Consider the following 14,819-nt stretch of genomic DNA (forward strand, 5'->3'; position numbering starts at 1 on the left):
CCCTCAAACTGCTACCACCCGTTGCTGGCTTCTCGACGCCCCAGATCTTCCCAACGAGGACCCACGCAGCCTACCTGGCTACATTCCCGGATACTTGACCGCCAAGACCATAGCTTCTGCTGCGACCAAATCTGCGGTGACCAGATCCGGCACAATCTCAGCTAGCTCTGCCCACTCTCCCGCTGCTTTGAGCAGCAATTTAGGTTTGCCCATGAGTCCATGGGCGTGCATACGAGCTGCCAACGCGAAGACCATGGACACCACGGGGACCAGCGCCCAATGGTTCTCTCGTGCATTGGTGTCCACGCCATCAAGCTTGTCGAAGCGCACACGAGCGGATGCGTACACAGCTTTGTTTGCGCCCTTGAGCGCGCGCAGGGTGCTGACGGCTGCTTGAATCAGTTCCTCGTCAATCAGAGAGGTCAACTCGGCGCGCTTGTGGAAGGTCTCCATCACGGCAAGTAGACGCGAGGTGTCATCCATGATTGCTCCAGGAACCATATCGCCTTGGGCGAAAAGCACACCGAGCAGCGCCTGCTGCTGTGCTTCGTCCATCATCGCGAGCTGGACAGTACTGCGATCGATGCAGGCGGTATCGAGCGTATTGTCACGTCCAGTGGACAGCGCTTCAACCAGGCGCTTTCCAGCGAGCGCTTCCAGTTCTTTCACCACCGGACGCACCGGCTGTTCACCTTCGATCAGACCAGGCAACTGACCGAGTAGCTCCAAAGCACCAATCCAAGGACTGCGATGCTTCGACGATCCGTCTGCAGCGGAGAACGGTCCCAGGATGAGGCCGGAAGAAATAATCCTGCCCGGCTGCAGTTCTGCCGGAACCAGGGAGCTTGACAATGCGTCCAACGCGGCGCTTGGGTTCGAGCGCAGTGCAGTGAGCACCGCTTCCCTATCGCCAAGCTCGCCCTTCCAAGACGCCAGGTAGTCCCACAGCACGGGCATGAGACGAGGATCGTTCGGAGCGGTGTCTTCCTCACCAGCTAAAAACGCGGAGAGCTGCGCGAAGGCAGGTTCTGGATCCTGGTAGCAGCCAGCTTGTGGCAGGCGAATAGCAGCTTCCGTCGGTGCATACGGGGCGCGCAGGATGTTGAAAGGATCATCAGAGTGCACGTCCACGATAAGGTCGCCGGCGCCCACCAGGTCGGCTGGCAACGCAGTGTCGCGAGTCAGGGCCAAAGAGCGAGCCGGTACCCATGGCGCAGCGGCGAGCCAGATCCAGGCTGCGAGGCCATCGCCGTCGATAAGCAGGCGGTCCTCGGCGAGCTCGAGCGAGGTAAACGCAGGCTGCGAGGTGATGTCGGCAAGGTTGACCGAAGCGCGTTTCTTGCTGCGCGGGTCCGTCCATTCAAGTTCGAGGCGGCCCCCCATCATGGTCGTGGCTGGAAGCAGCGCCTCGTAGGTGTAGTCGTCCTCGGTGGTCAGCTTGACGGTGCGCACTGGTGCGCCGTGCTGGTTGCGCAGCGAAACCTGTGGGCGACCAAGTCCTTGACCGGCACGGATCCGGATCGGGCGGGCGGGGTCGATGTCCGACGCACGGCACGAGATGCGGGCGGTGCGCCACACCGCAGGCTTGCCGACGAGCGGGAGTTCAAACTGTAGACGCGGCGGCGTAAACCTTAGTGGCAGTTGATCACCGACCTCAGTGGTGATCGCGAATGTCGCTTCTGCGGCATCTGGCGCCACGGAAATCTCCGCTGGGGTGACGTCGGATTCCTTAAATGTCGGCTTGACCAGGAGCACGGCCTCGGAAAGCCCACCAGCTGCCGGGATGCGCACTGAACGCACCAAACCTGCGAAATCGGTGGAGGCAGCCATGCCCTCGACAATGGCGAACTCGTGACGGAAAGACTCGTTGCGCGGGCCGCGGATGCGGACGAGGTATTCACCAACCCACGGATCGTCGTAGGCCTCGGGGTCGAAGATCTCGAAGCTGCCGCCCTCGGCGGGAACCTCCAGCGGCTCCTCTTGGGATACTTCCTCGCCGGACGCGCCGGCACCAACGAAGGAGGAAATAGACAAATACCAGGTCTCATCGGCGCCTGACAGAGTGGGCGGGAAATCCGCAATCAGGCTGACGCTATGAACCTTGAGACCAGAGGTCGTGCGGATGTTGTCGATGGCGGGAGCCGGATCGCGGAATGTCACGCGCTGACGCGGGCTGATGGCACGAACAGGACGAACTGGTGAGATCTGTTGGCCGGGGCGAACGAGCTGGATCGAATCTGCCGCTGTGGTATCCAAAATATGACAAATCCATGCATCCCAGCCCTCGATGGCAAATTGCTCAACCTCGGGCAGTGGCTTAGAGGTCACTACATCTACGAGCGTGGCGTCCTCGGGAGCGATGACCGACAACGAGGCATAGTGCAGCGTCATCTTCGAGGACATGTCGTGTCCCTTAGGACTAAAGACCAATACCGGGTCTTCGGAGTCAATGACAGGCACATTCCAGGTGATGTTGTTCGTTGAGTCAACAACGGTCAGTTCGCGAATTGGCCGATCCAGCGTGATGTCCAGAGCCTCGGAAAACGGCGAGGTATCGCCCCACGGGCGCCCGGTTCGGTAGATCCGGGTGGTGCCCTCCATGCTGACCCGCCACACGATCTCATGGTCTTCAGCTACTCGCTGCTCGGGCAGTCGCAGGCAGACCTTGCGGCGGTTAGCATCCAAAATGATGCGTGGACGCAGCTCTCGGGTGGCAACTCCCACCGCCGTGCGACGATTCTCCGTTCCGGCAGGACGTTCTTTCAACTCCTCCACCACGGAATCGCTGACCAATGGAGCCAGCGCCAGGTGGGAGCGATCCCGATCCAACCAGGAATTCGGATGTTCCAGGGAGAAAGCGCGCACCTCAGCGATGTCTGCGAACAGCTGCTCATGGAAGGGGCTGAGTGGGATGCCCAGCTCAGCGGGATCGAAATCGCCATCCATGGCTTCCAACACATCGGGGATCTTCGCGCTGGTCACGCCGGTGTGAAGTTCCAAGGCCAGCACCGGATCCTCCGAGCCGACGTACAGCCCGGTCTTTTCCAACAGCTCGAAGACTTTCCCAGCCACCACCGAGGCGAGAGAGGCATCGATTTCCAGTCCGGCACAGTACTCAGTAAAGAACTGTTCTTTCTCCACCATGCGCGAAGCACGCTTAATCAGCGTGGCTGAAGTGAGCGCGGGCATGACGTCGATAAGCGCGGCGAAATCCGCACCGGCGGAGAGCTGACGGCGCACGAAGGTACCGAAGAAACGCTCGATGCGCTGGAGCTCGTCACGTCCGAGTCCGGAGTGGGGAAAGAAGTCGATGTCGGCGAGGGTTTGACTCAGTTGAAGCTCGGTTTGTGATGCCCATCCGAGGAGAGAGTCCTGCAAATCCGCAATAGGCTGGCCGCCGCTCAATGTTCTTCCTTTCGTAGCTAACCCTTAAGTTGTAGCAGGACTCATGCGCTGGCTGATAACGCGGGTGACGCCATCGCCTCGCATGGTCACGCCGTAGAGAACGTTTGCCACGTCCATCGTAGGCTTTTGGTGCGTAATCACGATGAGCTGAGAGCTTTCCCGCAGCTTTTCAAACAGGGCGATGAGGCGGCGCAGGTTGGTATCATCGAGCGCCGCTTCCACCTCGTCCATGACGTAGAACGGGCTCGGGCGTGCCTGGAAAATGGCCACCAGCATGGCGAGCGCCGTGAGGGACTTCTCGCCACCGGACAGCAGCGTGAGGCGCTTGACTCGCTTGCCTGGCGGGCGCGCCTCAACTTCGATGCCGGTGGTCAGCATGTCGTCTGGGTCGGTGAGCACTAGCCTGCCCTCACCGCCCGGGAACAAGGTGGCAAAGACGGCAGGGAATTCGCGCTCCACGTCGTGCCAGGCATCGGTGAACAGCTGCAGGATTTGCTTATCGACGTCCTCGATCACCTCCGACAGGTCCTTCCGGGCCTGCTGCACGTCATTGAGCTGACCGGCGAGGTATTCGTAGCGCTCCTCCAGCGCTTTGAACTCCTCCAGCGCGAGTGGGTTCACCTTGCCGAGCGAGGCCAAGGCCTTCTCCGCCTTCTTCAGCCGGGCAAGCTCGGCTCCCTTGTCAAAGTCTTCTGCAGGCGCGTAATCGCTGAGCAGAACCTCCACCGGCACGCCTAATTGTTCCTCGGCCTGTGCCTGCGCTTCCTCGATGCGGACCTGAGCTTGCGAACGAGCGATATCTGAGGCGTGCTTGGAATCGCTGAACTTATTGAGCTGTTGCTGCAGCTGACGAGTCTGTTCCTTCACCGTGTGCAGCTTGGAGTTCAACAGGTTCTTGTTTTCCGCGGTACGTACGCGCTGCTGCTCTGCCTGAGCGAGCGCCTCCGAGACACGGTCCTTAATGAGGGACGCATTACGTTCGACGGCCCGGGCCAGCTCAGCGGCAGCCCGGCGCGATGCCATCGCGGCTTCATGTCGCGCCTTCGCCTGACGTTCGTGCTGGGCCTGGCGCCGCAGTTGGTCAGCGCGCCCGCGGGATTGTCCGGCCCGCTCTTCTGCAGTGCGCAGGGATAGGCGTGCTTCCATGTCCATGGCCTTGACTTGGGCCAGGGCTGCCTGGGCGGCGTCGCGCTCCTCGGTGGAGGGTTCTTCTTCGTCTTGGTCCTCCACGCGTGCGAGGCGGTCGAGTGTCTCATCCAGCTTCTGCTGTGCCTCGATTGCACGCAGTTCTGCCTGCTGCACGCGGGCAGCCATGCGTTCGTGTTCGTTCTTGCTGGCCCCAGCCTGCTTTTCCAATCGGAGAACGTCGCGTTCCAACGCTCCCAGGTTGGTGTCATGCTCCCGTAGCGCGGACTTGGCTCCTGCTGCGGCTACGCGGGCTTCCTCTGCGGCCTGGACTGCGCCTTCGAAGGTACCAGCGATGTCCGCGAGCTCCGCCTTAGCTTGTTTGAGTTCCGCCTTAGCCTCGGCGATGTGCGCCGCAGTCTCCACGGCATTCGTCCCCGAGCCGACTGCGACCCAGCCTTCTCCCCTGAGCGTGCCGTCAAGAGTGACTGCGCGCAGACGAGGGTCCTGCTCGACCACGGTCTGAGCCAGGGCTGCGTCGGTGACCAGCACGACGTCGGCAAGCAAGCGCGTGAGCGGGCGGGCAAAGCGCTTATCGACGTCCACCTCGTCCAACAGCCACGTGGCACCCTTCGGCAGCGTGGTGTCCATGCGCCACTCGGTTTTGTCAGACACCTCGATGAGCACGGTGCGGGTGATGTCGGTGCTGCCAATTTCTTGGAGGGCCGCGCCAATATCGCTGCCGCTGAGGGCCTCCGCGATCGGGCCAAGCGCTGCTGACAGCGCGGTCTCGCGGCCCTTGTGTGGGGTGATGATCTCGGTGATTGGTGCCCAACCCTCGAGGTTGACCTCGTGCTTGGGCGCGGTTTGCTGCAGCGTTTCGATGCGTGATTCCCATTTGGACACGGCGCGCTCTAGGTCGCGCTGCTGCGTGCGCAACTGTTCCAGGCGAGACTCCGCCGCGCCCGCCTCGGCGGCGGCACGGGTATGCGCCTCCTCCAGGGGTTGTCGCGCCTTGCGCAGCTCGGCCATTTCCTCGGCGAGGCCAGTTTGCTCGGACGTGGCTTTTTGCGCACGCTCCAAGGTCAATTCGAGTTCTTCTGTGAGTCGCTCGGCCTCGGCTTGGCTCGTGCCCACCTGGGCTCGGTGGGTTTCCTCCGCTGCGAGCAGGCGAACTACGCCTTCGCGGCGGTCGGCGATCGCGCGCACTCGGGCTAAGTGTTCTTTATCGGCTCGCTTCAAGGAGTCTTCGTGGGTTTCTACCTCTTCGCGGATAGATTCGAGGCGTTCTCGGGCGATTTCAACGGCCTGGTCGAGCTCTTGTTGTTGGCGCTCCGCCTGCTCAGCTCTGCGTTCAAGGTCATCTGGGTCAGGTCCGGAGTATGGGACCTCTGGAGCTGCTTTGGCACGGTCGGCTGCGATGCGCACGGTAGCTGATACGCGCTCTGCCAGGGCCGAGAGCTGAAACCACAACTGCTGCGCGTCGTCGGATTCTTTGGTCGCCTGCTCCACCAGCGCCTCGAGCTCCATGCTTTCGCCGGTAGCTTCCTCCAGCTGATCGCTGAGGGCCTCTACCTGTTCCTTCAACATGCGGGCTTGCTGCTCGACATTGCTGAGATTGTCTTGCAATTCCACCAGGTTAGCGCCCGCAATGCGCAGGCGTGCGTCTCGCACATCAGCTTGCACAGTGGCGGCTTTCTGGGCGGTCTCTGCCTGGCGAGCTAGCGGCTTGAGCTGCCGCTTCAACTCGTCGGTCAGATCTTCCAGTCGGTCCAGGTTGGCCTGCATGTTCACCAACTTGCGCTGGGCTTTTTCTTTACGACGCCGGTGCTTGAGCACACCCGCTGCCTCTTCGATGAACGCGCGGCGCTCCTCAGGGCGCGACTCCAGGATCTGAGCTAGGCGCCCCTGCCCCACGATCACGTGCATCTCGCGGCCGATTCCGGAATCTGAGAGCAGCTCCTGCACATCCATCAGACGGGCTTTGGAGCCGTTGATCTCATACTCACTGGCGCCGTCGCGGAACATGCGGCGGGTAATGGACACTTCCGAGTACTCGATCGGTAGCACGCCGTCAGAGTTGTCGATGGTGAGTGTCACTTCGGCGCGGCCAAGCGCCTGGCGGTCTCCGGCGCCGGCGAAGATGACATCTTCCATCTTGCCGCCACGCAGCGTTTTCGCGGAGTGCTCGCCCATCACCCACGCCAATGCGTCCACCACGTTGGATTTGCCCGAACCATTCGGGCCGACCACGGCGCAGATGCCGGGTTCAAATTTTAGGGTCGTCGCTGACGCAAAGGACTTAAATCCCTTCAGCGTCAACGATTTCAAATGCACTGGTAGATAATAACACCGGGCGGATTTGATTAGGGAGACCCACAAAGGAGAGTCGGAGCAATTAAGCTCCCTCGCCTAGCGGATGTCGAACCCTGTTACGCCTTTCGGCTCCGACCACTGCTCGACTACGGTCTGAACGTGGCCTGGGGTGTTCCCACTGCGCAGCCACGAGAGAAGTTCATCGCAGTGTGCGCGCGGTCCTTCTGCGACGACGCACACACGGCCATCGACCAGATTCGTGGCGCTACCCGCTAGCCCTAGTTCGAGAGCTCGTGAGCGGGTGTGCCAACGGAATCCGACGCCTTGGACGTCGCCAAGCACAAATGCAGTGAGGCGGGTCATCGCTGGGTGAGCGGGTCCGAGCCATCCCAACATTCCATGCCGTCCCAGCCGCGAATGCCCTTGACATCGTCGCGGTGGAACACCGGGTTGAGGCCCTGGGAGCGCTGCTCGGCAAAGTGCTTCAGCAGTGCGACGGCAATGCCACCCATTGGGAGGATCGCAAGCAGGTTAACGGTGGCCATGAGGCCGGAGAAGGTGTCGGCAAGCGCCCAGACGAGCGGCACAGAGCCGAGAGCACCGGCGAACACGCAGACAACAACCAGGGCGCGGAAGCCGTTGAGCACGCCCTTGGACTGGGTCAAGAATTCGATGTTGCTTTCGCCGTAGTAGTAATTACCGATGACGGAAGAGAACGCCAGGAAGATGATGACCACGGTGAGGAAGTGAATGCCCCACTCGCCGACGTTGGAAGCCAGCGCGTTCTGCGTCATCTGCATACCAGTGAGTTCAGGGTCCATGTCGCCACGGGCCAGCAGGATGATGAAGGCCGTGATGGAGCAGACAACGATGGTGTCGAAATACACGCCGAGGGTTTGGATCAGACCCTGCTTAACCGGGTGAGATACCGAAGCGGTAGCGGCAGCGTTGGGGACGGAACCCATACCGGCCTCGTTGGAGAACAGGCCACGCTGTACGCCCTTCATGATCACTGTTCCCAATGTGGCGCCCGCGAATTCACGGATGCCGAACGCGTGAGTCCAGATGGACCACACCATTCCGGGGATCTTGTCGGCATTCAGGGCCAACACGATTATGCCGATCACGATGTACATGGTGGCCATGACAGGCACGATGACCTGTGTGAAGTTGGCAATGCGCTGCACGCCACCGAAAATGATGATCGCCGTCAGCAGGGACAACACGGCACCAACGATGATCTTCGTGCGCATGGGATCGCCGTCGAAGGACTGAGCCATGGCCTCCGAGATGGAGTTGGACTGCACGGCGTTGAACACAAAACCATAGGTGACGGTGATGAGCACGACGAATAGGGCGGCTGCCCACTTCAGCTTCCAGACCTTGGTGATGTAGTACGCCGGGCCACCTCGGTACGACTGTGAATCGCGCACCTTGAATGCCTGCGCCAGCGTGGACTCGATGAATGACGTGGCACCGCCGATGATGGCAAGCATCCACATCCAGAACACCGCACCCGGGCCACCGGTGGCGATGGCGATGGCTACGCCGGCCACGTTGCCGGTGCCCACGCGGGAGGCAGCCGAAATGGTGAAAGCTTTGAAGGCCGATATGCCCTTTTGCCCTTCCGAGATGTCGGATGGCTTTTCGACGACCGCCTTGAACATGTCGGGGATGTAGCGGATCTGTACGACGATGGTGGTGATACAGAACCAGAGGCCCGCACCGACCAGAAGCACGATCATGAACTTCCAGTAGTGCTCATTGAATGTCTCTACGTATGTTTGGAGGTTTTCCATAGGGGTAGCGTAAACGCTTGTACCCTATGACACATAGTTGGACTTTCATGACTGCCGCCACGCTGCGTCTTTTTAGCGATGACTACAAGGCCTGACACCGCGGACAAAAGTGCGATCCGCGGTTCGCAAATTGCTGCCGAACGATGAGCGTGCCGCAGCGCGGGCACGGCCGTCCTAGCTGTCCGTAAGCATTCAGCGACCGAGAAAAATAACCAGATTCTCCATTGACATTCACGTACAGCGCGTCAAAAGAAGTTCCGCCCTGGGACAGGGCCCGTTGCATCACTTCAATACCGGAGGTCAACAATTCAGCGACCTCAGAAGCCGAAAGAGAAGAAGCAAGGCGCTCCCCATGGATCCTCGCCTGCCACAGCATCTCGTCTGCGTAAATGTTGCCGATCCCGGACACTACGGTTTGATCAAGCAGCACCCGCTTAATTGCTGAGCGTCGCGAACGGATCCGCTCACCCAAAAAGCCCAGGTCCAGCGCAGGATCTAAGAGATCGGAAGCGACATGGGACACTAGTTCAGGAACCCCATCGACTAGCTCCCCGACGTGCCAGTACCCGAAGGTGCGCTGGTCCACGAACCAAACTTCGTGGCCGTCGTCGAGAACTGCGCGCGCCCGGAGGTGCTTGTGAGGCTCGGCGGAAGAATCTTTGATGAGCATCTGCCCACTCATGCCAAGGTGGACGAGCAGCGCCCCCTGCGACGTATCAAGCCATAGATACTTGCCCCGGCGGTCAATGCCCTCGACGAGGGCACCTGCCATGCGAGCCTCAATTTCGGCAGCGCCACCGGGCTGGCGGCGTGCAACGCGTGGATGCAAAACCTCCGCCGTCGCAAAGCGCTTGCCGACGACATGGGCGGCCAACCCACGTCGCACCACCTCGACTTCTGGCAGCTCCGGCATTAGCGAATGGCGAGGAACGCTTCGTGAGCGGCTTGCTGTTCGGCGAGCTTCTTGTTCGGGCCGGTGCCGGTGCCGCGGACAGTGCCGTCGATGAGCACGTTTGAGGTGAACAGTTGATCGTGGTCAGGACCGGCCACTACTGATTCATAGACCGGAGCTGGCAGCTTCTTCTCCGCCACCTTTTCCTGAAGGGTCGTCTTCCAGTCCTGGTGCAAGCCGCGGGCGGAGGCGGTGTCGATCTTGGCTTTGAAGAGACGCAGTACCACGTCGCGGGCAGTTTCGAAATCGAACTGGCGGTAAATGGAGCCGAGGATTGCCTCCATGGTGTCCGCGAGAATCGAATCCTTGCTGCGACCGTCGGTGCCTTCCTCGCCCTTACCCAACAGAATGTGCTGGCCAAGGTTGATTTCGCGAGCGATATCGGCAAGGCCATAGCGGCTCACGATGGAGGCGCGCATCTTGGAAATATCCGACTCAGGACGGTCCGGGTACTGCACGTATAGCTGCGTTGCTACCGACAGGCCAAGGACTGCGTCGCCGAGAAACTCGAGGCGCTCATTGTTCGGGAGCATGCCATTTTCGTTGGCAAAGGAGCGGTGTGTGAGGGCCAGGCGCAGGTGCTCGTCGTCAATGTCTACGCCGAGCGAAGCACGCAAGGGCGCGTGATCGACTGCGGCAAATGCCTCATCAAGAGCTTCAGCGCCGGTGATGCGGGCCTTCTTTCGACTCACTTAAATTTCTCCAGTCCAGCCCAGCGAGGGTCTGGGCGGTCGTCCTCTTCACCGGAAACTCCGTCCGGGGCGGGCACCTCATCGTCCCCGCAGTCGAGGCCAAAGTACTCGCATGTGGGGTTGAATGGCAAGTCAAGTCCGGCCGCATCGATCACGCTCTGGGTGAGGTTAATGTCATCTCCGACGACCTGCGGGATTTCATCCTCGTCATCGCCCGCATCGCCCTGGATAAAGTCCTCGGATGCAGCGAAAACCTCGTTGACGGTGACCTCATACGCAGGATGAAGTTCAGTTAGACAGCGCGAGCACTGCCCGGTCAACGTGGAAGAAACGGTGGCGTCGACCATGATGCCCTCCCCTAGCGGGGTGAGAGTCGCATCGACGGTGAGTTCGGTACCCGGCTCAATAGCGATCATCGCAACGCCGATACGTTCCTCGGACACGCCGGTTTGGGTGCGCTGTTCTGGCATGCCGGAGCCGCGGAGCAACGCGGTGACGTTAAAGACGAGTGGCGAGGCCATTTAGATTTCCTCTCGAGCGCCGGAAGCGCCTGCGCCACGACGGATAGCAGCACGGTCTCGGGAGATGGTGCGCAGCGTGGCGGACAGAGACTCCTCGAACTCGGCGAGCTTGCCATCCACGTACGTGTCGCATTCCATGCGCAGGCGATTGGAATCGGTGTGAGCAGCATCGACGACGCGGTGTGCTTCTTCATTAGCGCGGCGAACAACCTCGGACTCAGAGACCAAGCGCTGCTGCTCGGCGAGGCCCTCCTGGACCGCACGATCGTAAGAGTCGCGGGCTTGCTTCTCCAAGCGCTCGGACTCGGCGGTAGCGCGGTCGACCAGCGCATCGGCTTCTCGACGCGCATCGTCGACCATACGGCCGGCATCATCCTGCGCCTTGGACACGGTGGCGTGAGCGCGGTTCTCTGCATCCGAGACCATCACGTCAGCATCGTGACGAGCGGTCGTCACGAGATCATTGGCCTCGCGGTCGGCATCCTCAACAATATCTGCGGCCTTATCCTCGGCACCGCGAATGATCTCTTCGCGCTGATCGAGGACGTCCTGAGCGTCATCAAGCTCGACAGGTAGGGCGTTGCGGAGGTCGTCGAGAAGCGCCAGCATGTCATTGCGGGGCACCATGCAGTTGGCGGTCATCGGCACGCCATAGGCCTGCTCGACGGTCTGAACCATTTCATCCAAAGCTTCAAAAACGCGGTACATGGTGCCCAGCTTACCTAGACTGCTCCACTGGGCTGGGAGGACAACGCAGAAGAGCGCCAATGAGTTTCTCGTCCTACCCGATATCCAAACGGGAACGGTTCTCGCGCGACTGTGGCAGAAACGCAAAAAGGCCATCCCACACGATGCGGGATGGCCTTTAAGAGCTGTGATTAGATAACGCCCTGGGCAAGCATGGCGTCGGCGACCTTCTTGAAGCCGGCGATGTTTGCACCAATTACGTAGTCACCCTCGTGGCCGTATTCCTTAGCCGTCTTGGCGACGTTGCGGAAGATGTTGGCCATGATGTCGTGCAGACGCTGGTCGGTGTATTCAAAGCTCCATGCGTCACGGGATGCGTTCTGCTGCATCTCGAGTGCAGAGGTAGCCACGCCACCGGCATTGGCAGCCTTACCTGGGCCGAAGTGAATGCCGCGCTCGCGGTAGACCTCGATTGCCTCAGCAGTAGAAGGCATGTTGGCGCCTTCAGCTACGAACTTGCAGCCGTTGTCAGCCAGGGTGGTGGCCTGAGCACCATTGAGCTCATTCTGAGTGGCACAAGGAAGCGCGATGTCACACGCAAGATCCCAGATGGACCCCTCAAGACGCAGCTTGGAGCCTGGAACCTCGTTAACGTACGCAGCCACGCGCTCGCGACGAACTTCCTTGACCTCTTTCAGCTTTGCCACGTCGACACCATTAGGGGTCTCCACCCATGCAGAGGAGTCAGAGAAGGCGATGACCGTGCCGCCGAGCTCCTGGACCTTTTCGATGGCGTAGATTGCCACGTTGCCGGAGCCGGAGACGATGACCTTCTTGCCCTCGAAGGACTCGCCATGCTCGGTGAGCATTTCCTTGGTGAAGTAGGCCAGGCCGTAGCCGGTGGCTTCGGTGCGAACCAGGGAGCCGCCCCATGCCAGACCCTTGCCGGTGAGCACGCCAGATTCGTGCTGGTTAGCCAGACGACGGTACTGCCCGAAGAGGTAGCCGATCTCACGGCCACCGACACCAATGTCACCGGCAGGAACGTCGCGGTATTCACCGATGTGGCGGTGCAGCTCAGTCATGAAGGACTGGCAGAAACGCATGATTTCAGCATCGGACCTGCCCTTAGGGTCAAAGTCGGAGCCGCCCTTGCCGCCACCGATTGGCAGGCCGGTCAGGGAGTTCTTGAAGATCTGCTCAAAGCCGAGGAACTTGATGATGCCCAGGTTCACGGATGGGTGGAAACGCAAGCCACCCTTGTACGGGCCGATTGCGGAGTTGAACTGAACACGGAAACCGCGGTTGACCTGAACTTCACCCTGGTCATCTACCCAAGGGACACGGAACATCAGCTGGCGCTCAGGCTCGCACAGACGCTGGATCAGCCCGTAGTCCGCATAGTGCGGATCCTTTTCGAGCACAATCTTGAGGGAGTCGAGTACTTCAGCGACGGCCTGGTGGAACTCTGGCTCGCCGGCATTGCGCAGCAGAAGCTTGTTGTAATAGTCAGAGACTTGAGCCTCAATATTTGACATGCTGCATTCCTTTCAACATTCGCGCAGCCCTAACCTTCGAAAAGGCCATGTCAGTGGGTAATGTCTAGCACTGTGGGACATGCGCTTTCGGATAAAACGACCACCTGCAAGTGAATTACTTCAACTAACAATGTGACGATGGAAACCCTATCAGAATATTCTTAGCCCATTCACGCCCGAAGGTATCGCAGACCCGTTTCAAGGCATTTTTGAGATGTCAGTCACAACGGTATTATCATGGGAAAACATTGAAAATAGCGCTGACCATCTCAAATAACCAAATGTAGTGTTGAACAATATTCCACCACGTGAGAATAAAACTCTTGGCACGATTATGCATTCGATTGGAAATTATACAGACATGAACATCCTGATCGCCCCAGATTCCTTCAAGGGCACCGCGACCGCGGCACTAGCAGCCGAGTACATCGCTACCGGTGTCGCCGAAGTCCTCCCCGATTCCTCAATAACCACTCTCCCCCTCGCCGACGGAGGGGAAGGAACCGCCGCTTGCTTCTCCGGTTCGTCCATCACGCTGCCGACTACCGATGCGGCAGGTCGTCTTACCGAAGCCAGCTACGTCTACAACGCTGAAACATGCGAGGCCTTCATTGACATCGCCGCAGCCTCCGGGCTACCGGCGGTCCAAGACAATCTGGTACCGACCACCGGCGACACATATGGATCCGGAGTGCTGATTGCTGATGCAGTATCCCGTGGTGCCCGCCGCATCACCCTGGGCCTCGGCGGAAGTGCGACCGTCGACGGTGGCACGGGCATCCTCGTTGCCCTCGGCGCTACCCCGATGAATAAGGAGGGGCATCCACTCCGTCAAGGCGGCGCCGCCCTCGTAGATTTCGACCACTTCGATACCGCTCAACTCAACATTCCAGCAGCTTCAGTCGAATGGGTGCTACTCGCAGACGTTACGGCACCAGCCACCGGACCAACCGGTGCTGCCGCTGTGTTTGGCCCGCAGAAGGGCGCGAGCGAGACGGACGTCGATAAGCTCGATCAAGCCCTAGCCACTCTGTGCGAGCGCTGCGGCATTGACCCCGAGCGCCCTGGTTTCGGTGCTGCCGGCGGCGTTCCCATCGCTTTGACCTGGTTGTCTACCATGCTGCACGGCACCGAAGACGCGGTCCACGTGCTGCCCGGCGCGCAGGTAGTGGCGCAATCGATGGGCCTGGACCAGCAGCTTGCAGAAGCCGATCTCGTGATTACGGGCGAGGGCTCCTTCGATTCCCAATCGCTCACCGGCAAAGTCACCGGTATGGTGCTTGAGCTCGCTGAACGCGCCCAGGTACGGTCCGCGATCGTGGCTGGAAAGATCTCCGATGCGCCCGCGGGAGTGCTCACCGCCGAGCTCATCGATGCTGATGTGCGAACGCAGCTTATCGACGCCGGTCGCCGCATCGCCGCCCAGTTCTAAGGGACGATCACCACAGTCCACGGATAGACGGCAGCAACCTCGAAGGCTTCCTCGTTTTCGAGGGCCGTCGGCTCCGGAGGCAAATCCGCGTGTGGTGTCAACAAGCGGGCAAAGGTCATGGCCGTCTGATTGAGATTGCTGGCTGCGTGGATTGAAAATCGAACCACTCGGCGGTCTGGGGCCTCATCCTCGAGTTGTTCCCGAAGTTGGCGTTCGACGTCTTCGGTGACGGTCACCTCGTCGCTGACAGATACGGTGACATGCATTGCTGCGGCAAGTTGCTCGAAGCGCTGGTAAAGCGCAGGGATTTCTGCTTCGGGAACAAGGGCATCAAACACGATTTCAGGCATAA

11 protein-coding genes are annotated in these 14,819 nt (G+C 60.3%); 1 reads left to right on the forward strand and 10 read right to left on the reverse strand.

Features of this window, described 5'->3' with window-relative positions; all coding sequences use genetic code 11:
* Window positions 1–78: 78 nt before the first annotated feature.
* The 9 genes from CKALI_RS07175 to gdhA all read right to left on the reverse strand — a co-directional run bounded on the left by CKALI_RS07175 (window position 79) and on the right by gdhA (window position 13,035).
* A complete protein-coding gene (locus CKALI_RS07175) occupies window positions 79–3,405 on the reverse strand; it encodes a hypothetical protein (RefSeq protein ID WP_156192645.1) in 3,327 nt (1,108 codons plus the stop codon).
* A gap of 24 nt (window positions 3,406–3,429) precedes the next feature.
* Complete coding sequence (smc, locus tag CKALI_RS07180) at window positions 3,430–6,867, reverse strand: chromosome segregation protein SMC (RefSeq protein ID WP_156192646.1); 3,438 nt, start codon at window positions 6,865–6,867, stop codon at window positions 3,430–3,432.
* Between the two features lie 75 nt (window positions 6,868–6,942).
* Window positions 6,943–7,209, reverse strand: a complete 267-nt coding sequence (locus tag CKALI_RS07185; protein WP_156192647.1) for an acylphosphatase — start codon at window positions 7,207–7,209, stop codon at window positions 6,943–6,945.
* Window positions 7,206–8,645, reverse strand: coding sequence for an alanine/glycine:cation symporter family protein (locus tag CKALI_RS07190; RefSeq protein WP_156192648.1), 1,440 nt, complete (start codon window positions 8,643–8,645; stop codon window positions 7,206–7,208). The genes CKALI_RS07185 and CKALI_RS07190 overlap by 4 nt, the downstream gene beginning before the upstream one ends.
* Before the next feature lie 82 nt (window positions 8,646–8,727).
* The gene (gene mutM / locus CKALI_RS07195; RefSeq protein WP_156192649.1) at window positions 8,728–9,558 is read right to left on the reverse strand and encodes a bifunctional DNA-formamidopyrimidine glycosylase/DNA-(apurinic or apyrimidinic site) lyase; all 831 of its coding nucleotides are present in this window, start codon (window positions 9,556–9,558) and stop codon (window positions 8,728–8,730) included.
* Complete coding sequence (gene rnc / locus CKALI_RS07200) at window positions 9,558–10,289, reverse strand: ribonuclease III (RefSeq protein WP_156192650.1); 732 nt, start codon at window positions 10,287–10,289, stop codon at window positions 9,558–9,560. The genes mutM and rnc overlap by 1 nt, the downstream gene beginning before the upstream one ends.
* The gene (locus CKALI_RS07205; RefSeq protein ID WP_156192651.1) at window positions 10,286–10,810 is read right to left on the reverse strand and encodes a YceD family protein; all 525 of its coding nucleotides are present in this window, start codon (window positions 10,808–10,810) and stop codon (window positions 10,286–10,288) included. Before CKALI_RS07205 ends, rnc begins: the two co-directional genes overlap by 4 nt.
* Window positions 10,811–11,518 (reverse strand): DivIVA domain-containing protein, encoded by a 708-nt coding sequence (locus CKALI_RS07210; RefSeq protein ID WP_156192652.1) that lies wholly within the window; start codon window positions 11,516–11,518, stop codon window positions 10,811–10,813.
* Window positions 11,519–11,688: 170 nt separating this feature from the next.
* Window positions 11,689–13,035, reverse strand: coding sequence for an NADP-specific glutamate dehydrogenase (gene gdhA / locus CKALI_RS07215; RefSeq protein WP_156192653.1), 1,347 nt, complete (start codon window positions 13,033–13,035; stop codon window positions 11,689–11,691).
* 361 nt (window positions 13,036–13,396) lie between these two features.
* On the opposite strand from gdhA, the gene CKALI_RS07220 reads away from it, so the two are divergent.
* The gene (locus tag CKALI_RS07220) at window positions 13,397–14,467 is read left to right on the forward strand and encodes a glycerate kinase (protein ID WP_231580430.1); all 1,071 of its coding nucleotides are present in this window, start codon (window positions 13,397–13,399) and stop codon (window positions 14,465–14,467) included.
* On the opposite strand, the gene CKALI_RS07225 is transcribed toward CKALI_RS07220, so the two are convergent.
* Complete coding sequence (locus CKALI_RS07225; protein ID WP_156192655.1) at window positions 14,464–14,817, reverse strand: hypothetical protein; 354 nt, start codon at window positions 14,815–14,817, stop codon at window positions 14,464–14,466. The two genes, CKALI_RS07220 and CKALI_RS07225, sit on opposite strands and share 4 nt — an antisense overlap.
* Window positions 14,818–14,819: the final 2 nt, after the last annotated feature.

This window comes from Corynebacterium kalinowskii (assembly GCF_009734385.1).
GTDB classification, from domain to species: domain Bacteria; phylum Actinomycetota; class Actinomycetes; order Mycobacteriales; family Mycobacteriaceae; genus Corynebacterium; species Corynebacterium kalinowskii.